Below are 26,453 nucleotides of genomic sequence, written 5' to 3' on the forward strand. Positions count from 1 at the left end.
AGATTGCTTATCCGGCTGTATTTCAGCTGCTTAATTCAGTTTAAAGCTGATCTTTTTCTCCTCCAGTTCCGAAATCAGTTCATTACAAATATTTACTTTCCTGGACTTACTCGGCATGTGGATTTTGATCTTATTCTTCATTTCATAGACCACAAAATTCAGGATATGATCACCGGTATAGCTGGACAATAAGTCCTGCATGGCCAGGACCTGGGACTCGGTCAGGTCTGCGACATCCATTTGGATCGTCAGCTTCTTGGCGTTTTCTTTCAGCACATCCTGCAGCTGCTTAAAGCCCAGAAATCCGATACGCGTACGTCCGGGCTCTCCGGTTTCCCTGTTGATAAACTGGGTGGCTTTCAGCTTCACATGCACAAAGTTGTCCTGGATTAAAAAGTGCCTGTACTTCAAATATTCCTCTCCAAAAATCCAAAATTCGTGGCTTTCGTTATAATCTTCGAGCACAAAGGTGGCGAAGCCTTTTCCGGTTTTGCTCACTCTGTGGTTCACATCGGTGACCACACCTGCCAGACTTATTTCTTTGTTCAAATTCTGATCAATATGAGACATATCCCTTAAACTTGAATTGCAAAATGAATTGATCTCCAGTTTGAAATCATCCAGGGGATGACCCGTCAAGAACAAACCCACCACTTCCTTTTCAGCCTTTAAAGTCCGCATGGTATGCCAGGGCTCACAAGGTGGCACTTCTGGCTCGGGAATCTGCACTTCACTGGCATCGCCAAACAAGCTCACCTGCGCCGAATTTTTATTCTCCTGGTACCTCGCCGCATACTTAATGACTTTTTCCAGAAATGTCAAATCGCCTTCGGTCACCTGGAAATACTGCGCACGGTGTACATCTCCCAAACTATCAAAGGCTCCAGCATAAGCCAGACTTTCAAAAGCTTTTTTATTGGCTGCTCTCAAATCGATACGCTTGGCCAGATCAAAAATCGACAAATAATGCCCTTCCTCTTTTCTGTGTTCCACGATGGTATTCACGGCTCCGCCACCAACACCTTTGATAGCACCCATCCCAAAGCGAACCGCATTGTCTTTATTTACCGAAAACTTATAGTAAGATTCATTCACATCTGGTCCTAAAACGTCTAAGCCCATGCGCTTACACTCTTCCATAAAGAAAGACACCTTTTTGATGTCACTCATGTTATTGGACAACACAGCCGCCATATATTCCGCTGGATAGTGAGCTTTGAGGTAAGCCGTTTGGTAGGCTACATAAGCATAGCAAGTCGAGTGAGACTTGTTGAAGGCGTAACTCGCAAAGGCCTCCCAGTCTTTCCAGATCTTCTCCAGCTTTTCTTCATCGTGCCCGTTATCTTTGGCTTGGTTAATGAATTTAGGCTTCAATTTCGCCAGAACGTCTTTCAATTTCTTACCCATGGCTTTTCGCAAGATATCGGCTTCACCCTTGGTAAAACTGGCTAGTTTTTGAGACAATAACATCACCTGCTCCTGATACACCGTAATCCCGTAAGTTTCTTCCAGATATTCCTGCATTTCGGGTAAGTCGTAGGAAATCTCTTCCTCACCGTGTTTCCGCTTAATGAAACTCGGGATGTACTCCATCGGTCCAGGTCGGTATAAGGCATTCATCGCAATTAAATCCGCGAAAACCGTTGGCTTCAAATCCTTCATGTGTTTCTGCATCCCAGGCGATTCGTACTGGAAAATCCCTATGGTTTCTCCACGCTGGAAGAGTTCGTAGGTGGTTTTATCATCCAGCGGAAAAGCATCCGGATCCAGCTCAATGCCATGACGTGCTTTTACAATCTCTACGGTATCTTTAATCAGCGTTAAGGTCTTTAAACCCAGGAAGTCCATTTTCAGCAGACCGGCATCTTCCACCACCGAGTTGTCAAACTGAGTGACGTACAAATTGGAATCTTTGGCCACCGACACAGGAACGAATTTGGTGATATCATCGGGCGTAATAATCACTCCACAGGCATGAATCCCAGTGTTCCTTACCGATCCTTCCAAAATTCTAGCCTGGTTGACCGTTTCAGCTTCGGGCGAATCCTGTTCTGAAATTGAAATTAGTTCCAGAACCTTATCGATTTCTTCAGCTCTAAATTTCTTCCGAATTTCTTTCTCGTCCATGCTAAAGATCTTGCCCAGCTTGGACATGTCTGGAATCAATTTAGCAATACGATCGGCTTCATAAAGCGGCAGATCTAAAACCCTGGCGGTATCCCGAATCGCCGACTTCGCCGCCATCGTTCCGTAGGTGATAATCTGAGCTACCTGGTTCTCTCCATACTTATCGATGACATAATCCATGACCTTACTTCGGCCTTCATCATCAAAGTCAATATCAATATCGGGCATGCTCACTCGCTCCGGATTCAAAAACCGCTCGAAAAGCAAGTCGTATTTAATCGGGTCGATATTAGTAATTTTCAGGCAGTAGGCTACCGCACTACCGGCCGCAGAACCTCTACCAGGTCCTACCGAAACGCCCATTTTACGAGCTTCGCGAATGAAATCTTCTACAATCAGGAAATACCCAGGATAGCCTGTGTTGGCAATGACCGATAATTCGAATTCCAATCGCTCTTTTATGGCATCGCTTAAATCGCCGTAACGCTCTTTGGCGCCTTCAAAAGTGATATGTTTTAAATAGGCATTCTCCCCTCTTTTTCCATTATCGTCCTTGTCTTTTTCATCCAGAAACTGCTCTGGAATTTCAAAAGCAGGGAGTAAGACTTCTCTGGCCAGTTCAAAAGCTTCTACTTTTTCGGCAATTTTTTCAGAATTGGAAATGGCTTCAGGTAAATCTTTAAACAAAGATTTCATCTCCTCCGCCGACTTGAAATAATATTGATCGTTTGGCAAACCATAGCGATAACCTCGGCCTCGCCCTATTGGCGTGGCTTGTTTTTCACCGTCCTTTACACACAACAAAATATCGTGAGCATTGGCATCTTTCTGGTCGGCGTAATACGTATTGTTGGTCGCCACCAGATTAATATCGTGTTTTTGTGCAAGGCGAATCAGAGCTTCGTTGGCCCGATCTTCATCCTCCTGCTGATGACGCATGATCTCCACATAGAAATCATCGCCAAAGGTTTCTCTCCACCATACTAAAGCTTCTTCCGCCTGATTTTCACCAAGGTTCAACAACTTGCTGGCAATCTCACCGTACATGCTTCCCGAGAGCACAATCAGATCCTCTTTATAGGCTTCAATGACTTTCTTATCGATTCGCGGTACATAGTAAAAACCTTTGGTAAAGCCAATCGATGACATTTTAGCCAGGTTATGATAGCCATTTTTATTTTTAGCTAAAATCACCATCTGGTAGCCATTGTCTTTGTGTGTGCGATCCAAGTGATCTTCACAAACAAAAAACTCACAGCCAATAATAGGTTTAATAGGCTGAGAGGAACTTTCAGCATCTTCAGAAGCCACTGATGTATTGTGTTTTTTCACTGCATTGACAAAATGAAAAGCTCCCATCATATTCGCATGATCGGTAATCGCCACCGCCGGCATATTGTATTTTGCTGCTGCTGATACCAAATCTGGTACGGCCGTGGTCGATTGTAAGACCGAAAACTGGGTATGGTTATGCAGATGCACGAAGCTTGATTCCTGAAGCTGCTCCAAGTTTTCATCCAATTCTGCTTTAGAAGGCGCTTTTTCTTCTGATGTTGCCTCTTGCTTTTGCTTAAGTTTTTCAGAGGCTTTTTTAAGGTTGACGTGATTCAGTCCGACCTTTTCAATCGGCTGAGGATGTTTAGCTTTAAATTCTCTTAAGTACGTCGTCTCTACCTGAAGCTCTTTCTCCGAGTAGTTTCCAATTCGGATCAATTCCAAAAAACACCTTGTCGTCGCTTCCACATCGGCTGTGGCATTGTGCGCTTCTTTAAATGGCTCACCAAATAAATGCTCGTGCAATTCCGTAAGCGTTGGTAGTTTAAATTTACCACCACGCCCACCAGGAATCTGACAGAGTTTTGCTGTTTTCTCAGTACAGGTGTCCAGCACAGGCATTGACGCCATCGGCGACTCCAATCGAGCCCGATGAAATTCTGCACCCATCACATTCACATCAAAACCAACGTTCTGCCCCACGACAAATTTTGACTTCAGCAAGGCCTCATTGAACTCTTCTAAAACAAAATCCAGCGACTCTCCTTTTTCCTGAGCCAATGCGGTCGAAATCCCGTGAATTCGTTCCGCATCGTAAGGAATATCGAAACCATCAGGACGGATCAAGTAATCCTTGGCCTCCACCAAATTTCCCCACTCATCGTGCACCTGCCACGCGATCTGTATGGCTCTTGGCCAGTTGTCTGTATCGGTAATTGGTGCGTTCCAACGTTTAGGTAAGCCGGTAGTTTCGGTATCGAAAATGATATACATGAGCAGAATTTTGGATCATAAAATTAGCAAAAACCAGAGTTTAAAAAGGCTTTATTCTGAATTTATTCCTGCTAAATTAAGCGCTTTCCGATAGTGAGTTTTAAGCCTTTCGTCAACTTGATTTTAGCGTCAAGGGTTTTGAGAAAATTTTGAATAAATTCGACATCATGATGATATTGGAAACCTGAAATATCAAGATCTTTACTCGCCACAGTAATGTCAGGGCGATGCCCCTCTTTACAAAAATCAATCATACATCTATTACGAAGATTTCAGGGCTAAAGCCCCATCAAAAAAACACTTACTAAACATAAATCACATTCAATTCTACGAAGATCAAAAAGCTAAAACCCCTTTCTATCTGTATCACGTTACTTAAATTTAATCCAAAAATCTACATGATTGCAGAGTTAACGTCACTTTCAAAAAACGTTATTAAATCTACAAAGATTTCAGAGTTAAAGCCTATCTGTATCTGTATTATGTTAATCAAATTTGATTCTAAAATATACGAAAATTTCAGGGCGATACCTCCTATCAAAAAAAACGTCTATAAAGTACAAATTGCATTCGATTCTACGAAGATTGCAAGGCGAACTCCCGTTTCGAATAGACACCTAAAATACACATCGCATTCAGATCTAGGAATATTAAGGAGCTTAGCTCCTTAATAACTGTTCGGAGGGGCAGAGCCCTGATATCTTTTATGAGATTAAATTAGCTCAAATCATACCATTTAAATAAATACTTAGTCTCATAATCAACATCAAATTTCTCTAGAAGCGATAAATACTCTTCTCTAAAGGATTGCTTTTTATGATGTTGTGGCTGGTTCAGAATGTATTTCACTACCCTATCAATATGGGATTTGGAGTATATAAACGCTCCAAATCCCTTTTGCGAACTGAATTTTCCGTGGACCAATCCTTTGTCATTGATCCATTTAGATGAACCCGATTTTACTTGTTCCATCAACTTAGATGGAGATAAATCAGGATGCATCCCTACAAACATATGCGTGTGGTCTGGATTGCAATAAATCGCATAGGTTTTGCATTTATGATTATCCACAATACCACACATCACTTTTTCCAATTCTTTCCTGAAAGGTTCTCGGATGAGATTGCCTTCCTTTGACGGAAAACACAAATTGAATGTATAATTGCGTGTATGTATTTGCCATCGCTTTTTATGTCAGGGCGCTGCCCCTTTTTAATAAAATCAATTGTTTTTCTACGAAGATATCAGGGCTAAAGCCCGTATCTAAAATATTACATTCAAAACACAAATTAAATTCAAATCTACTACAAAGATATTAGGGCACTGAACCTATCAAATAGCACCTATAAACACAAACCGCATTCTAATCGAGGAAGTCGCTAGAGCTAACACCTCTTTTTTTTAATAAAACATCAATCTACTACTCACTAATGATCTTATGTTGATGGCTTATGGATTCTTCGTGAATCGCCTTTAAAATTTTAGTGATGAATTCTTCACTCAAATTATGTTCTCCCCCTGCTTCTATCATAGAATCCAGCACAAAATTCCAGCGTTTGGCCTGAAGAATCGCTACATTGTTTTTCTTTTTGAGCCTACCTATATCATCTGCGATTTTCATTCGTTTTCCTAAGAGATCAATCAGCTGGTGATCGACCACATCAATCTGAGTTCTTAGCGTCTGTAGTTTATTTTGGAAAGCGGTTGCTTCCGTGAACTCCTTCCTCATTTTTAGATCAATTGTCATTTGATCTAAAGCCTTTGGCGTAATTTGCTGCTTGGCATCGCTCCAAGCATTGTCCGGATCGAAGTGAGTCTCCACCATGATTCCATCAAAATTCAAATCAAGCCCTGTTTGGCAGATATCAAAAATAATATCACGTCGTCCGGCAATATGAGAGGGATCCAGAATAATTGGTAAATCTGGAAATTCAGTTTGCAAGTCAATCGCAATTTGCCATTCAGGATTATTCCTGTACTTCGTTTTTTCGTAAGTAGAAAATCCTCTGTGAATCACTCCAAGATTTTTAATATCGGCATCATAAAGTCTTTCTACTGCACCCAACCAAAGCGCTAAATCTGGATTGACGGGGTTTTTGACCAGGACAGTTTTATCGGTTCCCTTTAAGGCATCCGCGATTTCCTGGACAATAAATGGACTCACGGTGCTTCGTGCTCCAATCCACAGCACATCAATGTCCGCTTTGAGAGCCAATTCGACATGATTCCTGTTGGCCACTTCGGTCGCTAGCTTGAGTCCTGTTTCCTTTTTTGCAGTTTTTAACCATTCCAGACCAATAGCACCTACGCCTTCAAAATTACCAGGTCGGGTTCTGGGTTTCCAGATGCCTGCACGCATTACGCTTGTGTCTGTATCTTTAAGCTGATGAGCAATTTTCACCACTTGCTCTTCGGTTTCTGCACTGCAGGGTCCTGCTATAACTAAAGGATGATCTAGATTGAAGGCATCTAACCATTTTCTCTGTGTGTTGTTAATTTCCATGACTTTCTTTTTTTAATATTCCGTTTAAAATAGGTGTTAGGTTATTGACTTCTTGTAATTGTTGATTGATTTCTGAATAATGGCTTTGTTCAAGTTGACCTTTAAAAGCCTGTAGGTTATGAATATATTCTTCCAAAGCCCGTACAACTTCTTCTTGATTTTCTTTGAAAATTGCGGTCCAGGTCACCGGATTGGATTTCGCCAATCTTACCGTAGAAGCAAATCCACTTCCTGCCAAATCGAAAATAGTCTTATCATTTTGCTCCACCTGCAGTACAGTTTTACCTAGCATAAATGAACTGATGTGCGACAAATGAGAAACATAAGCCAAGTGTTTGTCGTGGTCCTCTGCTCCCATGTATTTGATGCTCATTTCCAAGGGGGCAATTAATGATAAGGCTAAATCTAAAAGCTCTGGACGTGAGGCCTCAACATCACAAAAAATCATTGTTTTCTTCTCAAAAAGCAAACTAAAAGCCGCTTCCGGTCCTGAAAACTCCGTTCCAGCAATTGGATGTGCTGCCAGAAATTGATCGCGTTTTGGGTGTTCGGCAATAGCTTTGCATAATTTACCTTTGGTCGAACCCATGTCCATCACCAAAGCCTTTGGATGAACCTTGTCCAGCACATCCAGAATCACTGAGTTTGCCTTATCTACAGGTATACTTACTACTACTAAGTCCATTTCAATTAGATCTTCATCACTCAAAGCTTGATCTATAATATTCAGCTCAAGAGCTTTTTGAAGATGTTTCGGATTCTTATCCATTCCATAAAGCTGTATTTCAGCAAAATTCTTTTTGAGAGATAATGCAAAGGAACCTCCTATGAGGCCTAGACCTATACTTGCTACTTTCATACGGCTTTTGGCTTTAAGATGCGTTCTTTGCACGTTTTTAGTTCATCTTCAGAAACACATAAGGAAAAGCGGACGTAGTTGGAGCCGTTTGTCCCAAACACGGTGCCTGGAGTGACAAACAAATTCCGGTCATACAGTAATTCATCAGCAAGATCTTCAGCGGTTTGGTTAGATTTGATTTTAGCCCAAACAAAAAGCCCAACAGCTGAAGGATTGACTTTCAAATCTAAAGCTTCACACATCTCCCAAATCAAAGCCCGGCGTTTTTTGTAAATGACATTTTGAGCTTCAAACCAAGCTAAGTCGAGTTGCAAAGCTTTGGTGGCTGCCTTTTGAATAGGAAAGAACATACCACTATCCATATTGCTTTTCACTTTTAAAACCGCTGAAATAAATTCAGCATTGCCCACCAAAAAACCAACTCTAAAGCCAGCCAGATTAAAAGATTTGCTCAAAGAATTCAATTCTAGACATACTTCTTCCGCCCCTTCTAGTTGAAAAATTGAAAATTTTTCATCCGTCAAAACCATGCTGTAAGGATTATCATTGACCAATAGAATATCGTTGGCTTTTGCAAAACCAATCAATTCCTGAAGCTTTTCCTGATCTGCAGGCTGACCCGTAGGCATGTTAGGATAATTGATCCACATCAATTTCACCTTTGAAAGATCCAGTTGCTTCAATTCTTCCACGTCTGGATGCCAGGAGTTGTCTTCGGTTAAATTATAAGAAACGAGTTCTGCGTTGAGCAATTTGGTAGCCGCCTGGTAAGTAGGATAGCCAGGATTTGGTACCAAAACCTGATCACCTTCATTTAGAAAAGCCATAGAAATCAAAGCAATTCCTTCCTTGGATCCCATGAGCGGCAAGACTTGAGTTTCTGTATTGACATTTACATCATAATGATTTTTATAAAACCCAGACATGGCCTGCCTTAACTCATCTAAACCCTTATAGGCCTGATATTGGTAAGCACCTTGTTGAGAAGTGGCCTTCACCAATTCCTCAACCACTTCTTCTGGCGGCGCTAAATCTGGACTCCCAATCCCTAAATTGATGATGGGTTTTCCCTCTTTTTTGAGCTGAGCAACTTCCCTCAATTTTTTACTGAAGTAGTACTCTTTGGTTTCCTGAAGTCTGTTGGATAACGAAATCATGACTTTCCATTTTTGTATTGACCTACACAGGTCGGGTTTATACTTATTGCTGAAATTGCTTTGAAAGCTTTTTGAAAATGCAGTTCATTTTGAAAACTAACATCTACTATAAAAGCGTATTTCCATATATTATTTGGAATCGGAATGCTTTGGATTTTGGATAAATTCAAATGGTGATCTGCCATAAGATTAAGCACTCGCGCTAAACTTCCAGACTCATGAGCAATTTCAAACTGAAGGGTCGCCTTATTGACATCATCGCTTAAGTTGGCTTGTTTTTCGATGACCACAAAACGAGTTTCATTGAGGCTATTGTTCTGAACATCTTCAGCAATTACATTTAAATTGAAGAGTTCTGCTGTGCCTTTGGGCACAAGTGCTCCAACGCCAGAGATTTGCTGCTGGGCAATTACCTGAGCAGGTAAGGCCGTATCCACATCCTCTATAAGATGAATATGGGTTTGATCTGTAAAGAAATAACTGCATTGGTGCAACGCCATCTGATGCGACTTAACCTGAACTAAATCTGCTAGCTCCTGACCTGGAAGCGCCACCAAATTATGACTGATGTTCAAGTAATATTCAGCTGTGATTTGCAGGTTATAATCCAGAATGAGTCGGTAGTTTGGCAAAATACTCCCTGCAATGGAATTTTCAATAGCCATAATGGCTTTTTGAGATTCGCCAGTAACGACGGAACTAACCAGTCTTTGGAAGGTTGAACACTCTTCAACCTCAACATGATCAACATCAAAAAGCTCGGTTAAAGCTTTGTAATGGTTGGATCCCTTTATTCCTTGTATGGCTACTTTCATTTTTATAAATAAAAAAAAGCCCCGTAAAAACGAGGCTTTATATATTAATAATGAATTTATTTCATATCAACCTCGTTTCGCCGAATTAGCAAAATAAAAGTTGAAATAAAAATAAAAACGAGTTGTCATTTGTCTTGTAATATATGACTAAATTAAAATTTATTTTGAATAAACAAGCTTAAACCTAAATAAAATTCAAGAAATTAATCTTTATGATAAGTTTCTTGCCTTGGAAGGTTTAAAAATTCTTTCACTATAGCTAGTTCAGAATTGTCTTTTAACCAAAACAGATGGTAAATCTTTAGTAATGATTTAAAAAATAGAGTTTTAATATTCAAACACAAGATCCATAGGAAACTGTAAATCTGGAAATAATTTGGAGGTTATAATTTCATCTTTGTCTTCTTAGATCTGGAATTCCTGAAATTCTTCATTTTCTAAAGAGAATATTTGTAGTGACTTTCCTTCCGGATTCACAAGCCAATATTCTTTGACACCGTTTTCCTGATAGAGATTAAACTTTTCGTTGTAATCTTTTTTCATTGTAGAACTTGAAAGCACTTCCATAATTAAATCTGGCGCTCCAACACATCCACAATCATCCAATTTGGAGGGGTCACAAATCACACAAATATCGGGCTGCACAACAGTAGTGATTTCTTTATCTTCTTCACCAATATTTTTCACTAAGCATACATCAAACGGCGATTGGTAGACTTTACAATTCTTATTTTCTAAAAATTTCTATAGCTGTACGTGGGTAACACCTTCAATTCTTTTATGAAAAGCCTTGGCGCCGGACTTATTTTATAAATACGCCCTTTGATGAGCTCTACCCGTTCCTGAAACCTCCAGGTCAGATAATCAGTATATGTTTTGCTGAAAGCCAATTGCGATATATCGGTAATTTTTGGCTTCATTACGAAATTAATTGTTTGTAAATCACCTATATAGAATATTTGTTTAGGTGTGTTTTTGGTCAAACTTAAATCAGGTTACAACAGCTGTTGCCTTCAAAAAATATAATCGAAACTTAGTTTTTTAAATATGATTCTTGTCTTGGAATGGTTAAGAATTCTTTCTGTCTGCCATTCAAATAAATGACTTGTTCTCCCTCATAATGCGCTCCTTCTTCCAACATGACTCTGAAGGGTTTTTGCCATTCTTCAAGAAAAACTTCAGCATTCAATTCAATAGCGTATACGGTATTTGGATATAAACTGTAATTTCCAGAACCAGGCACATCACCCTGATTATCCCACATGCCGATAGTTGGACCTGCAGCATGTCCATGATAACCCATGGGGTGCGTATAAATCGTACCCTTGATATCTTCAGCTTTCATTTGTGTTCTAGCCTGCTTCAAAATTTCATTGCCTGTTCGTCCTGTTTTGAAATTGGAAGTTAAAATATCCTGCAAACGATTTCCAACAGCTAAAGCATCTACTAAATATTGGGGAACCTCTTTCTCATCCGGTTTTAAGACATAGGCCAATTCTTGGGTATCTGTGTTAAGTCTTAAGTAGGTAATCCCAAAATCCATATGTAAAACATCACCGGGCATAATGACTTCGGGATCTGGGTTGTTATCGAAGGTTCTTAAATGCTCCTTGCTTTCGTTACTTGCTCTTTGTATATCAACGGTCGGATGAAACCAGGTTTCTAGTCCCAAGTCTTTTATCCTGTCTCTATACCACCACACCACATCTGTAGTTTTGGTAACCCCAGGAGTGATCACCTGTTCTGATAAACCCTCCTGAATAATGTCATGCGCAATGCTTTGAATGTGTTTGTAAGTCGCTAATTCTGAAGCAGTCCTTGTTTCTAACCAACCCACTGCTAAATCTTCAGCTGAAGTCAATTTCTTATGATACGATTTCGGTAAATTTTCCAAAAGTAATTTATATTCTGTATGATTTAATCCATCAGCATGTCCAAAATCATCTGAAGTATTGATGCCGATTTTATTCGGGTTTCTCTCTTTTATCAATTCTACCAATCGCTTCCACTGGTCTGGTTGTTGTTCGGGATCCCAGGCTTTTTTGAAATGTTCTCCCACATTATACCTTGCTACAGCAATGGTTTCTACTTTGTCACTAGATTTTGGCTTGTACATCAACAACATGGTTCTTCGCCTGGCTGCAAGCCAGGTGCTTGGTAATAGGGTTTTAATGATAGGATCTTCGTTGTACTCCCTGGAAATCACCAGCCACATGTCTATACCTGCTCTATCCATCACTTCTGGAAGGACCGTTTCCAGACGCTCACCAAGCCATTGGTCAATCACTTCAGATTGCTCTTTTTGAGACAAAACAGCGAAATCCTGAGCTTGAAAGCTAATGGACATTATTAAAACAAGAAATAGAGTTAACAAGGTTTTCATGAGTTGAAGTTTTAAATTATAATTCTAAGTTAGAAATAATTTTAACGTTACTTCTTTATTGTGTCAAATTAAGTACAACATCAATTAAATTCCTTAGATATTTTAACCCAGTTCTTATGGCTCTGGAAAAATCCTATTCGAATAATTTCATAAAAAAACCTCATCAAAGTTAATTGATGAGGTTATATAGTTACTTATTGAATTTAGTCTAACCCACTGCTTTCAATTTTCTAAGACTTGTTCTTTCTAAAGCTTTTTCAGCATAAGTTTTAGTGACTTTTAGTTCTGTTTCGTCACCTTCCGGCATGTCAAACATGGCATCAGTAAGAATAGCTTCACATAATGAACGCAAGCCTCTGGCACCTAATTTATACTCAAGAGCTTTCTCCACAATAAAATCTAAAGCACCGTCTGTAATTTGAAAATCGATATTATCCATTTCAAATAACTTCTGATACTGTTTTATAATTGCGTTTTTCGGTTGCGTCAGAATCAATCTCAAGGTGTCTTTATCCAGAGGATCCATGTAAGTTAGAACAGGTAAACGACCAATAATTTCTGGAATAAGTCCGTAATCTTTAAGATCTTTAGGGATAATATACTGTAAGATGTTTTCTTTATCTACGCTTTCGCCCAACTTTGAGGCACCGTAACCAACAGCCTGCATATTCAGGCGCTTGGAAATGTTCTTTTCAATACCATCAAAAGCACCACCTGCAATGAACAGAATGTTTTCAGTATTGACCTCAATAAACTTTTGGTCTGGATGTTTTCTACCGCCCTTTGGTGGTACATTCACTGTAGTTCCTTCCAAAAGTTTGAGCAACGCCTGTTGTACGCCTTCTCCACTAACGTCTCTGGTGATAGAAGGATTATCACTCTTTCTGGCTATTTTGTCAATTTCATCTATGAACACGATACCGTGCTCGGCTTTTTCCACATTGTAATCTGCTGCAGCAAGGAGTTTGGTCAAAATAGTTTCAACATCTTCTCCAACGTATCCTGCTTCAGTAAGAACTGTTGCATCGACAATAGCTAAAGGTACATTCAGCATTCTAGCAATGGTCTTGGCAACTAATGTTTTACCAGTACCTGTTTGCCCTGCCATGATGATATTACTCTTTTGGATTTCAATATCGTCATTTGAGTTTGGCTGTAACAATCGCTTGTAGTGGTTATAGACAGCAACGGACATTACCTTTTTAGTTTGGTCTTGTCCTATTACATATTGATCTAGAAAATCTTTAATCGCTTTAGGCTTTCTCAACTTCAATTCTGAAGTCAATTCCTCCGTACTATCCTGCTTAGATTCTTCTAATACAATACCGTGAGCTTGTTCTATACATCGGTCGCAAATATGCGCATCCAGTCCTGCAATGAGCAAGCTGGTTTCTGCTTTTTTACGTCCGCAAAACGAACATTCTAACTCTTCTTTAGCCATAATTTACTCTCTTGTCAATATTTCATCTATCATTCCGTACTCTTTGGCAGCGTCTGCCTTCATCCAGAAGTCTCTATCACCATCGTTGTATACATCATCATAAGATTTTCCGGAATGCTTGGAAATGATTTTGTAAAGTTCTTCTTTCAAAAGAACAATTTGTTTTGCAGTAATTTCTATATCATCTGCCTGTCCTTGAGCACCCCCCATTGGTTGGTGAATCATAACTCTTGAGTGTGGCAGACCGCTTCGTTTTCCTGCAGTTCCAGCACATAATAATACTGCTCCCATAGATGCTGCAATTCCTGTATTGATAGTCGCAACATCGGGTTTGATAAATTGCATGGTGTCGTAAATTCCAAGACCAGCATAAACACTTCCTCCAGGAGAGTTGATGTAAATCTGGATATCTTTAGAAGAATCTGTACTTTCTAAAAATAACAATTGAGCCTGGATGATATTGGCTACCTGATCATTGATCGGTGTTCCTAAGAAGATGATTCTATCCATCATCAATCTTGAAAATACGTCCATAGCCACTGCATTCATTTGTCGCTCTTCGATGATATTTGGAGTCATCGCAGTAGGAATCATACTTGTGATGACCTTGTCGTAATAATTGGCATTGACACCGTGATCTTTGGTGGCAAACTTTTTAAATTCTTTATCCATTTTCATAGTATCCTCTGTATTTTAAAACGAATATAGCTTGAAGTTAAAGTCTAGCGTTGTTCTTTTACTAAATGTTAACTTCAAGCTATAGGCTTAGTTTTTTATATGTTGAATATGATTTACTTATAAATCTTGTCGACAAACTCTTTATAAGTTACATCTTTTTCTTCAACTTCCATTTTATCTTTATAAAGCTCAAGTAGTTTTTGAACCATAACTTCTTCAGAAAATTGTCTCACTTGTTCTTCGTTGGACATTAAGTTCTGAATGATAGGATCCATTTGGTCTTCTGGGAAATCTTGCTGACCAAACTGCATCATTTGCATTCTGATTTTTTCCTTGGCTACTTTTTTAACATCTTCGACTTCGACTTTGATATCGTTGTCTTTAGCGATTTTAGCTTCGATCAATTGGTATTTAATCCCTTTTTCGCTTTTTGTGTATTCTTCTGTAGCCTCCTCTGGCGTCAATTGCTTTTCTCCCTGAGTTTGAAGCCATTTCTGAAGAAATTCTGCTGGCAATTCCATGTCTGCTTTTTCGATTAAAAGCTCTGTGACATCATTGAAAAATTGTTGATCACCTTGTTGCTGAAAAGTTTGCTTAGACTGTTCTGCTATCTTTTCTTTAGCTTCTTTTTCTGAAGTTACCTCACCTTCACCAAATGCTTTGTCAAACAATTCCTGATTAAGTTCAGCTAAGATTTGTTCGTTGATTTCTTTGATCGTGAATGTCAAATCCACTTTAAGACCTTCAACTTTATCTTTTTCAAGACCTAAATGTCTTGCTAAAGTGTCGTCATCTTTAAAAAGTTTATTGGATTTTAAAGTCACTTGATCTCCGACTTTAGCACCTAAAAGCGCTTTTTGATTAGTCTTACCTTCAATATCTTCAACCTTGAAAGTCGCTTCATTTTCGATGCTTTCCTCTTCATTATGGAAAGTACCAACAACTGTATAATTCTCTTTAACCTCTTCTTGAGTCACTAGTTTTCCATACTGACGCTGAATGGTTTTGATTTGATTATCAATCATCTCCTCGTCTGCAGAAATATTATAATAAGTTACAGGACCTTCACCCTCCAGAGTGACATCAAATTTTGGAGCTAGACCTAATTCAAATTCAAATGTGTAGTTGTCAGACTCCCAGTTAAGGTCATCCTGTGGTCTAGGAAGTGGATTTCCTAAAATATCGATCTTTTCTTCTGTGATGTAAGAATTTAAAGATTCTTGCAATAATTTGTTGACTTCATCTACCAAAACAGCCTGACCGTATTGTTTTTTAATCATCCCCATTGGAACCATGCCTTTTCTAAAGCCTGGAATGTTGGCAGTTTTGCGATAGTCTTTAAGGATTTTATCCACCTTTGGACTATAATCGTCCTTTTCAATATTAATTTTGACTACAGAATTCAGTTGATCTTTGTCTTCTCTCGTTATATTCATTCTAAAGGATTATTTTTTGAAAGTGCAAAATTACAATTTATTTCACTGCTTACCAAGTTTTTATAAATCGTGAGCGCTTTCTAAAGCTTAAAGTATTCCAAATAAATCAATCCAATTCTGAAGATTCTGAAGCGATTGCTTTGGAATCTCTTTTCAGTTTGACGAACATAATGACATCAAAAATAAAATGAGCAGCCATCGCCGCATAGATATCAAAATACAGAACTAAATATCCAAAGCCAGCTGAAATGAAAATCAGAAAAATTCCGTAAATAGATTTTTTCCAATCTTTGGTAGATATGTATCCATGAAGTATTACGAACAAAATCGCAGCAAACCACAATCCTAGCAAAGGCTGTAGAGCCCCTCTAAACAAAATTTCTTCACCTACCCCAGCACAAAACGAATAGAAAAGTATGTCTGGCCAATGTAGGTCCAAACTTTTAAAAAGGTTGGCATAAAAAGTATTCGTTTCTTTTAACGGTGGTAATTTCAACAGTAATACCCCAATGAAAGCAGCTACAGCACCAAATCCCAAACCTAAAGGAATTGACAAAAGCAAGTTGTTATAATTAAACATTTCAAAATACTGAACCTCATCTGAAAATGCTAGAATGAGATAAGCTATGCCACTAAATCCAAAGAGCGTAAATACAGATAAAGTAAACATGGCTTTTTTGGTTAAAAGCATAAGTCGATAAATTTTAAAAATTCAATTCTTTAGTAGAATAAGTTGATGTGACGGTTCTAGTGATAAGTGTGCAAGACTTACTTATTAAAAATATAAACTCTTACTCGAAGCTATCTTCTTCCTGAGCGTTCGGCAACTGAAAATATAATAGACTGGAGAAATGAAAGCAGGATACTAAACAACACTGCCCACCAGAATCCATCGACTCTAAAAGCATCTACGAGACCGTCTGCCATCAAAATAATAAGCGCATTGATTACTAATAAAAAGAGACCAAAAGTTACTACTGTGACCGGCAGCGTTAATATAAGAAGAATGGGTTTTACAAATATATTGAGTAAGGCTAAAATCGCAGCAACTACAATAGCAGTAAAAAAATCGGAGACATAAACTCCGCCGAGGATATTGGATAACACCAAGACAATTATTCCTGTGAGTATAATTTGTAATAAAACTTTCATCGGTTAGGGTTTTGGTTGAATGTAAAAATAAAAAAACTGCTTCAATAAATCTATTGAAGCAGTTTTTAAAGAATTTAAACCTTAATTAATTGACGTTATCGCTTAATGTAACCGTTCCGTATTCACCAATATTGACTTCTGGCAAGTCAGAACCGTAAGTCATATTGATAGCTCGGAGAGTTTCATTGGCAACCAGGGCATAGCCACGTGGGGTTAAATGCACTCCATCCAAAGAAAAACCACCACCACTCACAAAATCTGAGGTCACAATACCTCCAGGAAAACTAATTCCTTGTGATACCTGCTGTAATAAACCGTCAGCATCTACAAATGCTAAATTATTGGCTTCTGCCAGACCTTGGATTGTAGAATTGTAAGCTGTTCTCGCATTTGAAATATTTTGTAATTCTGATGTATCTAGAGCATCCTTATCATCAATACCATTGACCGCATTCAAGACCAATTGTGCTTGCTCCGGACTTGGACTACCCCCTTGTTGAAGAAGACCTAAAACCTGAAGAACCTCTGGTGAAAGCGCTACAGAACCATAACCTTGAGCTAATGCGCCTTGGTCAATCGTAAGCAACAGCAATTCTTCGGGTTGCATTTGTCTAAATCCTAAAGGATTGGTTTGTGTGACAGGAACATCTATGATGAATCTATTAGGACCTTCATTAAATGTGATAGCATATTGACCCGCTATTGCTTGTGCTTGTTGAGGGGGCACTCCTTGCTGAATAAGTCCTTGGGTAAAAATACCTGCAAGAGCTTGAAAAAAGCCTGTTAAGTTTCCTGCAGTTTGAGCATCCAAAACCAAGGCGTTGTTGGGCACAGTAGTAAAGAATGGAATATCTGTAATGTTTGGAATGTTGTAAACTACACCTCCAGAAGCTGACTCTGTTAGACCGCTTACCAATTGACTATAAACACTGGCAAACACGTTAGGATCCGTAATGTCATTGGGAGCATAAGTAGAAGGGTCTATATTTCCAGTTTGGTCTACACCTGTACCTCCACTTGTCGCATAGCCTAAAATATCATTGTTTCCAATCCATAAGGAAAAAAAGGAAGGATTTTGTGCTAAAGCATCACCAAGAACCGTAGCATTATCTGTTGAAGAAAATCTAACAAAATAAGGATTTGCCTGAGCAGGGAGACCTGCAGCATTTCCATATCCAGGAGCTAGCAGATGAAAACTTTTTGCACCAGGAACTCCCATGTTATTGAAAGGTCCAGAAAGTTTGTTTGTAATTTCAGTTTGTGGGTCTCCAGCTAAAGGAGCTGGGGGTATAACTGGTTGTCCAGCATTTGAAGACAACACCAATCTATTATTAGTTATTTGATTTCCATTCAATTTCAACCCACCAAGGTTGTCTGCCATAAGTGGCTGAGTGAATTCTCCTCCACCAACAAGCTCAAACTGACCTGACAAAATATTCGGAAAGGAGTTTTCTTGCCCCTCTACATAAAGAGCATTATCAGCATAACCGGCGGTAAGAGAATTTCCTAGTGAAACGTAATTAGAAAAATCTGCTTCACCAGCTGTATAGATTTCGTTTTCTTCAATACCTTCTTCAAACTCAGGCTCACAAGCGAAGAGTCCGAAAGCTAAAAAGGGTAAAAATTTTATATAGTTTTTCATTATCTCTGATTATAGTTTATAAGTTACTCCGATACCTGGCAGAAATGCATTGGACTTATAAGTCCCTTCGAAAGGCACGCTTTGCCCATTTTCTGTGTAAGAATCATAAGAAGCATCAATTTCTTTAAATCTTAAATAAAGAAAGGAAGCATCAACTGCGAATTTTTCTGAAATTTGAAAAGATAGACCGGCAGTATATCCGTTTCCATCATTCCTTGGTGTTTCAGGAGCGAAGAACCCCTCCTGAACAGGAGAATCATCAAAGTAATATCCTGCTCTCAAAGTCAGATTATCTGTTGCTTTATACTGAGCACCAAACCTATAACTAGAAACATTTTTATAATTTCTTGGATTGATTGAAGTTGCAACGTTTGGGTTTGCAAAATCTATATCCAGTGAGTTATAAACCTCCCAGAATACTCTTTGATAATCGAATGCGAATAGCCACTTTTCATTCATTTCATAGGCAAAACCCATCGTTAACTCGGCAGGCATTGGAAGAGTAGCATCAAATTCAGTTGTTCCACTTTGTGGAGTAAGCGTAGAATTTGGGAAGTCGACAAAGGTAGCCTCTCCACCTTCCGCGTTGAGTAGTATTTCTGATCTGTAATTGAACCCGATTCTAAGCTCTTCAACAGGGGTAAACATAAAACTCGCACTCCATCCGGTGTTGGTCACACCAGTATCGTCAATGGTAATGTTCGATCTGTTGCCCTGTTCATCTGTAAGTGTTCGGTTGGCATTTCTATTGAAATTTACGTTACCAGTCACGAAAATAGGTCCACCACCAATACTGAAATGTTTAGAAAGTTTTATAGAAGCTAGAGGTTGAATAAAAATAGCAGCAAGATTAATGTCATTAACCAAATGAGAACCTGGCCAATCCCTTTCCCATTCTACAGAACTACCAAAAGGAGTTGAAACAGATAAGCCTAAACTTATCCACTCATTAACTTTATAGGCGGCGTGAAAATAAAATGGGGTACCAGGATCCTGACGTGTTTCTGCAAATTGACCTGTAGATGTATTTTGCCACTTGACGTTTGAGAACACACCGGTTATACCAGCTGAAACTGTGAATTTATCTTCAAGGTATACTAAACCTGAAGGGTTGAAAAAGGCTGTTTCTGCACTATTGACAACGCCTACGCCAGCATGACCCATCGCTAAAGCTCTCTGGCCTTGGGCTGCTACTCGATAGCCTCCTGCATAAGCTGAAGCAGATGCTAACATGAGAAGTAAACCTGAGATTAAAAAGTTCTTCATATTGAATTTATTTTATTATGAAATTCTAAAATTCGTATTCAAATTTATCATTTATTAATAATTTTACAACGCTGAGGCTGCTTTCTTTCAATGGTGAATGGTACACGGGCTTATAAGCATTTGATTTCCAGTGATGGGAAAACTTAAATTTTATTCATTATAAATGCTTAGAACTAAAAAAGCTTCGTTTACAAAAACGAAGCTTTTTTTAGCAATTTAAATGAATATTAGTAAGGTATGGTGTTTCTCTAATTCAGTAAGCTTGGTGAATAGGTCGTATTGAAATTTGATATGTCAATAAGGTTTCCGGAAGCTTCAAAGTTTGTCCCATAATTAGAATCAATAACTTTTAGAATTTCATTAGCTATTAAAGCATAGCCTCTGGAAGTTGGATGAACTCCGTCTAATGAAAAAGCTCCACCGGTTACTAAATTTGAAGTTAATATTAAGTCATTTTGTTCCACACCTACAGAAGCGATCTGATCTAACAGAGTGTTGGAATCAAATAACCCAAAACCATTCGCACTAGCAGTTTGTTCTATAATCTGATTAAATTCGATTGTAGCATTCAAAATATCTTCTTGTTCTTCAGGAAGTAATACCCACTTATCTTCCAAAGGAAGAGTAATTCCTTCAGCAGAAAATTGACCAGCCAAGGCTTGAGGAAGTCCTTGAGACACAAGGAACCCAACTCTAGCCGTGTTTACAGTTCCTATAATCGAACTGCTAGGCAAAACAAGCAAGTCATCGGGAGTAGCTTGTCTGGCTTGGCCATAAGTATTGCCAAGTAACTGTGCAACTTGTGGAGCTGCCTGCGGTGGCAATCCAAAGCTTGTTACCAGAGCTATAAACTGTGGATTTGGAGCTAAGGCGCCAGATATTTGAGCTGAAATGTTAGTTAGGTTTTCATCCTGAATAACTACGGCGTTAGCAGCATTTGGCGAAAATTCTATAATTCTTTCAGTTTCTCCTAAAGCCTGGAAAACTTGATTTATCGCTCCAAAAATAGAATTCAATGTTGGAATCTGTGCTCCAAAATCTGGATTGGATGGATCCAAAGGATTATGAGGGACAGTTGTAAAATGTGGTATAGCTGCTACATTTGGAATATTGGCTAAAACGCCCTGAACATTAGGAACATTTCCAACAAGCGAACCTACTATAGCTTGGTAAGTCTGGCTAAAGCCAACTCCCGGAGGACCATCTACTGGTGTAATTGGGTTGGAACCATCTCCACCAGAAAGCGCATATCCTAATACATCGTTATTGCCAATCCATAAGGTGAAAAAAGAAGGTTGCTGTGAAATTGCATCTGCCAGAACCGAAGTTTGTGGCGAACTTGCCATCCTTACAAAATATGGATTGGCAGTTGGAGGATTCGAAACCACTCCGGAAAAGTCACCATAACCTGGAGCCAGCAAGTGGAAACTTTTTGCACCAGGAACCCCTAGGTTGTTAAAAGGTCCGGATGGATTATTTGCCAAGATGTCTGTTGTAGGCTGGACACCAGAAACAAGACTTGAAAGAGGCACAGGACCTGAACCATCAAAAACCAGCCTTGGCCCAAAACCTGGAAGCGGTGAGCCTCCTGCTAAAAGTCCACCTATATTATCGTTCATTAAAGGCTGTACAAAAGCACCGCCATTGGCAACCAAGGAAAATTGCCCTGCTAAAAGAGAAGGCATTGAGTTTTCCTGTGAAACCCGGTATAGAGCACCATCAGAAAATCCAGCTGTAAGAGAATTTCCTAAAGATACATAGGTTGAAAAATCAGCATTTCCAGCCGTAAATTCTTCAAAGTCCTGACCAGTGCTTTGAGATGCTCTTTCCTTATAATCCTCCAAAGCATCATTTTCACATGCCCATAAACTTATTATTAAAAAAGCGAGAATAAAATATTTAGAATTTTTCATTTAAAAAATTTTAGAAAATTAAAAGTTATTTATGGTCAAAGAAATATAGTACTGAGAGCCAATAAAGCCTGTTCCAAATGCTGTGAAATATTCGTCTTGTAATATGTTGGCAGCACCAAGCTTGAGTGTAGACTTATATTTTGGGATTCTGTAATTCACTTGTGCATCGAAAACATTGAAAGAAGGAACAATTCCATCTCCAAAACTCGCTTCCCAGAAATAACTATCTCTCCATCTCCAGGCGACATTGAAACCAAAGTTTTCAAAAAGGTCTGTGTGACCAAATGAAGTTTTAACCTGATGTTCCGGAGTATTAAAGCCTAACCTTACGTTAGGATTTGCAGCGACATCGAAGTCGAGCAAGGCATAGGTATAATTTGAACTTAAGTCAAAACCACCGAAAACTTTTGTAGATAAACCTATCGCACCTCCGTAAGATCTAACTTCTTCTTCTGTGTTGGTATAGGTTTGGAAGACCTGAAAGTCTCCATTAGCGATGGCAGCAACTGCCAAAGGAGTGTTTGTACCAGGGACTGTTTCTGTTAATTCCACATCACCATAAAAAGGAGCAAGAACATTTTCGTTGGATAAAAAGTCTTGATATATGTTGTGATAGACCGATGCATCAATTACAAAACCTTCGATCTTACCTCTGTAACCCAACTCAAATGAAGAAACCTGCTCAGGTGTCGCAAGACTTGAGTTTCCAATTTCAAGATCTGCTGGATTGCCTGACTGAGAGAAATCCTGACTAACAGAATTTGCCGTGAAAGAATTTTCGTAAGCTCCTGTTCCATCAAGATCTAAAGTTGGTGAACCCAAAACAGCAGCTCCAAAAGAACTCAAGTTTCCTTGAGCAACACTGAATTGCTTCGAATATCTTGCTGGGTTATCAAAGGCGCTACCTATTAAAACAGCTCTTCCTACATCAAGTCCGATATATAAATCCTGAGTGGTTGGATTTCTAAAACCTGTTTGGAAAGAGGCCCTAATATTGTGATCCTTGGCAATGGTAAATCCAGCGGAAAGTCTTGGCGAAAAGAAGCCGTCAAATAATTCTGATTTGTCATACCTCAATGAGCCTGTTAATTTCAATTTTACTAAATCTGATAATTCCACATCTTTTTGAATTTGCGTATAAAGTCCAAATTCAGAATATCCGATGCTTCCATCATTATCTGTATAAATTGTTCCGCCTGAGTTGAGTTCATAAACTCTTAACGAACCACCAGCCTGTACCTCTGCAAAGTCCCATAAGTGTCCAAAGTTATAATTGGCATCAGAATGATAAAATCTTGAATTATCCTGAAATTTTGATCCCTGACTTAAATCTGGATTTTGTATCACCTGATCAAAAGCGTTTTGAAATTCTGGAGTCCCTGGAATTAGTCTACCTGTATCTGCGGCTGCTCTGGAAGCATCATGCTTTTGTTGTGTTGTCAAACCTTGTGGATTTCCTGATAATTCAATACCTGCAAAAGTTTGAATGTAATCTCCAAACCAGTCAGCATCACTTTTCCAACTTCTATTGATATTGATTCCAGTGAAGACCATATCATAGGAGTTTCCTGCGTCGTCAATGTTCACATAGGTTCTGAAAAAGAAATTATTGTTTTTCACCTCAATTTTATGCTGTTGAAGAACAAAATCTTTAATGTTATATCGGTTAGCTCCCTGATAGATGGTGTTTCCACTTCCTATTTTACCAACATATTGTATCTCAAAATCATCTTCCCATGGTCTGTAATACAATCCCCAGTCTGCTTTCAAGCTCTCTGCATTGTAATTAGTAAGATCCACTTCATTGTAACCTGTTCTACTCACCTCAACATCTGGTATAATACCAAGCCCTGAAGCGCTTCTTATATTTGTGGAAACTTCGTCTCCGTAAATATTTATTCCATCATAATCTGTATCTGCTCTTGTCAGTCCTCTACCCAATTTATCTTCCTGGTTTGTTGCCCACCAATCAGTCCCTTTGAGATAACCCAAATTGACTTTAGCCGCAAATTTATCGCTGAATTTATGAGCTAATCTTATCCCAACGTCTGTGAAAGAGTTATCACCAGCAGCTTCCTGTGAAGTAATCCCTTGTTTCACATAACCACTTATACCCGAAAATTCGAATGGGTTTTTACTTCTCATGAATAAAATACCGTTGAAAGCATTGGCGCCATATAATCCGGACGATGCCCCTGGTAAAATTTCCACACTTTGCACATCAGTTTCAATCATCCCAATCAAATTACCAAGAGGGAAATTAAGTGCTGGAGCTGAGTTGTCCATTCCATCTACAAGCTGCATAAATCTTGCATTGGCAAATCCAGCAAAACCTCTGGTGTTGACAGAACTAAAGGTTAAACTATTTTTATTGATATCTACTCCTTTCAGGTTTTCGAGTCCTCCATAAAAATCTGCGGAAGCTGTGTTTCTTACCTCATTGATTCCAAATCGCTCAATGGTAACTGGAGATTCAAAAACACGTTCTGGTGTTCTTGAAGCTGAAATAACAACTTCATCGAGCTGACTGCTCAATTCTAACTCCACCTCAATCGTTTGAGTTTTACTAGAAATATTTACCGTTGAGTTTTCAAATCCCGTAAAAGAAATTACAATATCAAAAGGAGGGATCCGATCTGTTTTTAATTCAAATTTACCATCAAAATTCGAAGTTGTTCCTTCATCAGAACCCATTACTATCACATTAGCACCGGGCAAAGGAATTCCTGAATTATCTTTTACTGTTCCTGTAATTACAGTTTGAGAAAAAGAGGACAAACAAAACATCAAGAAAAGAAAAGAGAATACTTTTTTCATAATTATATTTTAAAATTCGTTAAAGCGAATCTAAATAATTAAAATTTAATTCGCCAAATTTAATTTGATAAAAAAATAATTTATGTCCAAAATTTTTATTGATCTACTATTTTATTTGTCAAATAATTCCTTTTGTGATTATCTACAAATTGTTTTTTGACTTTTGAAAGAATTAGATGCTTTGAATATCAAGCTGAATTGATCTTGTCTATTAACAAACTCATATTTCATTGGCAGTTGACATTGAATAAGTACTCAGATGTTTTGACAATTTGTATTGGATGTTCTTGAACAAGAAAAATGACGTATACTCTATTCAGTTAATTCATTGAATAAGATATTTCTCACTTTTTATTACTTTGAAAATAAACCTTGAACTATGAAGATAAAAAACTCCTCAATTCCTAAAAACAACTTACCAGGAATAGATGAGTCAACAAATTGAATTTGTAAGATTTATTTTTTTAAAAGTTTAAGACTTAAGATATTTTAAGCTCATCTTGAAGAACTCTTCTCTTTTCTCTGCATGAATCCAATGTCCAGCACTTTCAATGGATTTAATTTCAAAATTATTAAAATGAGCACTTATATCCGATTCGTCGCTAGTTGTGATATAATTGGATTTGCCTCCTTTAATAAATAAAATTTCACCCGTGTATTTTGCATTTTGAGGAAGTCCTTTGCCTACTTCTTCAATATTTTGACTCAATGCTTTTAGATTCAATCTTAAGTTAAGTTCATCCTGAGTTTTCCAGTACAGATTCTTTAGAAGAAACTGCCTGATAGGTTTTTCTGAAATATAGTTGGACAAAAGCTCGTCAGCATCAGATCTTGAAGTGAGTTTCGCTTCAGAAATTTTGGTTAAGCCTTCTAATATTTGTTGATGATGGGGAGCATAGTATTTTGGAGCTATATCTACAATAATGAGTTTATCAACTTGTTCGGGGAAAAGGGTTGCAAACCTCATTGCTGTTTTACCGCCCATAGAGTGGCCGATAATTGAAGCAGACTCAATGCTTTTTCCTTTTAAATACTGCTTTAAATCTTCAGCCAAAAGATCGTAACTGAAAGCATCGTCATGAGGACTCCTTCCGTGATTCCTTTGGTCGACAAGATGCACTTCAAATCCTTCTTTAGCATAAGAATTGGCAAGTGTTTTCCAATTGTCACCCATACCCAAAAACCCATGCAGGATAATAAGAGGTTGACCTTCGCCTTTTACTTTGGAATGCAATTTCATTTAGCTTAATTTTTTAAGGTAGGCTTTCACAACTGGCTCTAAACCATCGTAAAGCGCTTCAGAGATAAGAGCATGACCAATAGACACTTCATCTAAAAATGGAATCTTTTCAGCAAAATATTTAATGTTATCCAGAGATAAATCATGTCCTGCATTAATACCTAAACCCAAACGTTTTGCTTCTTCGGCACATTCTACATAAGGCTTTACGGCTTGCTCTTTATTCTGTGTGAATCCTTGAGCATAAGCTTCAGTATAAAGTTCAATACGGTCTGTCCCAACCTCTGCTGCACCCTGTACCATAGCAACATCTGGATCTACAAAAATAGATGTTCTTATTCCGTGAGCTTTGAATTTTGCAATCACTGTTTTCAAGAATTCTTTATGCTCGACAGTGTCCCAACCTGCATTGGACGTCAAAACGTCTACAGCATCGGGAACCAATGTGACTTGTGCAGGTTTAGTTTCAAGAACGAGATCAATAAACTTTGGATTGGGATTGCCTTCAATATTAAACTCTGTAGTAAGAACTTTGGTTAATTCTCTCACGTCTGTGTAACGAATATGACGCTCGTCCGGTCTGGGGTGGACTGTAATTCCTTGAGCTCCAAAAGACTCCAGACGCTTTGCGGCTTCAACTACATTGGGAGTATTCCCTCCTCTTGCATTTCTTAAGGTTGCGATTTTATTAATGTTAACACTTAATCTTATCATTGTTAGTTTTTAGACAAAAATACAATCAAAAGAAAGACTTTG

Annotated in this window: 19 protein-coding genes and 1 pseudogene; all 20 read right to left on the reverse strand. The window is 38.5% G+C overall.

What is annotated here, in order from left to right:
• Window positions 1-30: 30 nt before the first annotated feature.
• Complete coding sequence (gene dnaE / locus LB452_RS02225; RefSeq protein ID WP_224460090.1) at window positions 31-4,395, reverse strand: DNA polymerase III subunit alpha; 4,365 nt, start codon at window positions 4,393-4,395, stop codon at window positions 31-33.
• Between the two features lie 717 nt (window positions 4,396-5,112).
• Window positions 5,113-5,578, reverse strand: a pseudogene (gene tnpA / locus LB452_RS02230) (IS200/IS605 family transposase).
• Window positions 5,579-5,815: 237 nt separating this feature from the next.
• Entirely contained in the window at window positions 5,816-6,898 is a 1,083-nt protein-coding gene (locus LB452_RS02235) for a bifunctional 3-deoxy-7-phosphoheptulonate synthase/chorismate mutase type II (RefSeq protein ID WP_224460091.1), read from the reverse strand.
• The gene (locus LB452_RS02240; RefSeq protein ID WP_224460092.1) at window positions 6,888-7,757 is read right to left on the reverse strand and encodes a prephenate dehydrogenase; all 870 of its coding nucleotides are present in this window, start codon (window positions 7,755-7,757) and stop codon (window positions 6,888-6,890) included. Before LB452_RS02240 ends, LB452_RS02235 begins: the two co-directional genes overlap by 11 nt.
• Window positions 7,754-8,914 carry a pyridoxal phosphate-dependent aminotransferase gene (locus LB452_RS02245; protein WP_224460093.1) on the reverse strand — a complete coding sequence of 387 codons (1,161 nt, stop codon included), beginning with the start codon at window positions 8,912-8,914 and terminating at the stop codon, window positions 7,754-7,756. The genes LB452_RS02240 and LB452_RS02245 overlap by 4 nt, the downstream gene beginning before the upstream one ends.
• On the reverse strand, window positions 8,911-9,729 hold the full coding sequence (locus tag LB452_RS02250; RefSeq protein ID WP_224460094.1) for a prephenate dehydratase: 819 nt from the start codon (window positions 9,727-9,729) through the stop codon (window positions 8,911-8,913). Before LB452_RS02250 ends, LB452_RS02245 begins: the two co-directional genes overlap by 4 nt.
• A gap of 405 nt (window positions 9,730-10,134) precedes the next feature.
• On the reverse strand, window positions 10,135-10,416 hold the full coding sequence (locus LB452_RS02255) for a Uma2 family endonuclease (protein ID WP_224460095.1): 282 nt from the start codon (window positions 10,414-10,416) through the stop codon (window positions 10,135-10,137).
• A 47-nt stretch (window positions 10,417-10,463) separates the two neighbouring features.
• Window positions 10,464-10,649: a hypothetical protein gene (locus LB452_RS02260; RefSeq protein ID WP_224460096.1), complete on the reverse strand. Its 186-nt coding sequence runs from the start codon at window positions 10,647-10,649 to the stop codon at window positions 10,464-10,466.
• Window positions 10,650-10,762: 113 nt separating this feature from the next.
• A complete protein-coding gene (locus LB452_RS02265; RefSeq protein WP_224460097.1) occupies window positions 10,763-12,112 on the reverse strand; it encodes a M24 family metallopeptidase in 1,350 nt (449 codons plus the stop codon).
• Window positions 12,113-12,320: 208 nt separating this feature from the next.
• A complete protein-coding gene (clpX, locus tag LB452_RS02270; protein ID WP_224460098.1) occupies window positions 12,321-13,553 on the reverse strand; it encodes an ATP-dependent Clp protease ATP-binding subunit ClpX in 1,233 nt (410 codons plus the stop codon).
• A 3-nt stretch (window positions 13,554-13,556) separates the two neighbouring features.
• A complete protein-coding gene (locus LB452_RS02275) occupies window positions 13,557-14,231 on the reverse strand; it encodes an ATP-dependent Clp protease proteolytic subunit (RefSeq protein WP_322965860.1) in 675 nt (224 codons plus the stop codon).
• A 113-nt stretch (window positions 14,232-14,344) separates the two neighbouring features.
• The gene (gene tig, locus LB452_RS02280; protein WP_224460099.1) at window positions 14,345-15,667 is read right to left on the reverse strand and encodes a trigger factor; all 1,323 of its coding nucleotides are present in this window, start codon (window positions 15,665-15,667) and stop codon (window positions 14,345-14,347) included.
• Window positions 15,668-15,773: 106 nt separating this feature from the next.
• Window positions 15,774-16,358, reverse strand: a complete 585-nt coding sequence (locus tag LB452_RS02285) for a CPBP family intramembrane glutamic endopeptidase (RefSeq protein ID WP_224460100.1) — start codon at window positions 16,356-16,358, stop codon at window positions 15,774-15,776.
• Between the two features lie 110 nt (window positions 16,359-16,468).
• Window positions 16,469-16,819 (reverse strand): phage holin family protein, encoded by a 351-nt coding sequence (locus tag LB452_RS02290; RefSeq protein ID WP_224460101.1) that lies wholly within the window; start codon window positions 16,817-16,819, stop codon window positions 16,469-16,471.
• Window positions 16,820-16,904: 85 nt separating this feature from the next.
• Window positions 16,905-18,461 carry an SGNH/GDSL hydrolase family protein gene (locus tag LB452_RS02295; protein WP_224460102.1) on the reverse strand — a complete coding sequence of 519 codons (1,557 nt, stop codon included), beginning with the start codon at window positions 18,459-18,461 and terminating at the stop codon, window positions 16,905-16,907.
• 9 nt (window positions 18,462-18,470) lie between these two features.
• On the reverse strand, window positions 18,471-19,727 hold the full coding sequence (locus LB452_RS02300; RefSeq protein WP_224460103.1) for an OmpP1/FadL family transporter: 1,257 nt from the start codon (window positions 19,725-19,727) through the stop codon (window positions 18,471-18,473).
• A gap of 248 nt (window positions 19,728-19,975) precedes the next feature.
• Complete coding sequence (locus tag LB452_RS02305; RefSeq protein WP_224460104.1) at window positions 19,976-21,640, reverse strand: SGNH/GDSL hydrolase family protein; 1,665 nt, start codon at window positions 21,638-21,640, stop codon at window positions 19,976-19,978.
• Window positions 21,641-21,658: 18 nt separating this feature from the next.
• Window positions 21,659-24,457 carry a TonB-dependent receptor gene (locus LB452_RS02310; RefSeq protein WP_224460105.1) on the reverse strand — a complete coding sequence of 933 codons (2,799 nt, stop codon included), beginning with the start codon at window positions 24,455-24,457 and terminating at the stop codon, window positions 21,659-21,661.
• A 472-nt stretch (window positions 24,458-24,929) separates the two neighbouring features.
• On the reverse strand, window positions 24,930-25,697 hold the full coding sequence (locus tag LB452_RS02315; RefSeq protein WP_224460106.1) for an alpha/beta fold hydrolase: 768 nt from the start codon (window positions 25,695-25,697) through the stop codon (window positions 24,930-24,932).
• Complete coding sequence (locus LB452_RS02320; protein WP_224460107.1) at window positions 25,698-26,411, reverse strand: pyridoxine 5'-phosphate synthase; 714 nt, start codon at window positions 26,409-26,411, stop codon at window positions 25,698-25,700.
• Window positions 26,412-26,453 lie beyond the last annotated feature (42 nt).

It is taken from the genome of Psychroflexus longus, from assembly GCF_020164595.1.
Classification (GTDB): domain Bacteria; phylum Bacteroidota; class Bacteroidia; order Flavobacteriales; family Flavobacteriaceae; genus Psychroflexus; species Psychroflexus longus.

Coding starts and splice junctions, on each gene's coding strand:
- LB452_RS02240 (WP_224460092.1), bottom strand. CDS start 7,757: ATGAAAGTAGCAAGTATAGGTCTAGGCCTCATAGGAGGTTCCTTTGCA.
- LB452_RS02320 (WP_224460107.1), bottom strand. CDS start 26,411: ATGATAAGATTAAGTGTTAACATTAATAAAATCGCAACCTTAAGAAAT.
- LB452_RS02250 (WP_224460094.1), bottom strand. CDS start 9,729: ATGAAAGTAGCCATACAAGGAATAAAGGGATCCAACCATTACAAAGCT.
- clpX (WP_224460098.1), bottom strand. CDS start 13,553: ATGGCTAAAGAAGAGTTAGAATGTTCGTTTTGCGGACGTAAAAAAGCA.
- LB452_RS02245 (WP_224460093.1), bottom strand. CDS start 8,914: ATGATTTCGTTATCCAACAGACTTCAGGAAACCAAAGAGTACTACTTC.
- LB452_RS02285 (WP_224460100.1), bottom strand. CDS start 16,358: ATGCTTTTAACCAAAAAAGCCATGTTTACTTTATCTGTATTTACGCTC.
- LB452_RS02265 (WP_224460097.1), bottom strand. CDS start 12,112: ATGAAAACCTTGTTAACTCTATTTCTTGTTTTAATAATGTCCATTAGC.
- LB452_RS02275 (WP_322965860.1), bottom strand. CDS start 14,231: ATGAAAATGGATAAAGAATTTAAAAAGTTTGCCACCAAAGATCACGGT.
- LB452_RS02295 (WP_224460102.1), bottom strand. CDS start 18,461: ATGAAAAACTATATAAAATTTTTACCCTTTTTAGCTTTCGGACTCTTC.
- LB452_RS02290 (WP_224460101.1), bottom strand. CDS start 16,819: ATGAAAGTTTTATTACAAATTATACTCACAGGAATAATTGTCTTGGTG.
- dnaE (WP_224460090.1), bottom strand. CDS start 4,395: ATGTATATCATTTTCGATACCGAAACTACCGGCTTACCTAAACGTTGG.
- LB452_RS02260 (WP_224460096.1), bottom strand. CDS start 10,649: ATGAAGCCAAAAATTACCGATATATCGCAATTGGCTTTCAGCAAAACA.
- LB452_RS02235 (WP_224460091.1), bottom strand. CDS start 6,898: ATGGAAATTAACAACACACAGAGAAAATGGTTAGATGCCTTCAATCTA.
- LB452_RS02310 (WP_224460105.1), bottom strand. CDS start 24,457: ATGAAAAAAGTATTCTCTTTTCTTTTCTTGATGTTTTGTTTGTCCTCT.
- LB452_RS02300 (WP_224460103.1), bottom strand. CDS start 19,727: ATGAAGAACTTTTTAATCTCAGGTTTACTTCTCATGTTAGCATCTGCT.
- LB452_RS02305 (WP_224460104.1), bottom strand. CDS start 21,640: ATGAAAAATTCTAAATATTTTATTCTCGCTTTTTTAATAATAAGTTTA.
- tig (WP_224460099.1), bottom strand. CDS start 15,667: ATGAATATAACGAGAGAAGACAAAGATCAACTGAATTCTGTAGTCAAA.
- LB452_RS02315 (WP_224460106.1), bottom strand. CDS start 25,697: ATGAAATTGCATTCCAAAGTAAAAGGCGAAGGTCAACCTCTTATTATC.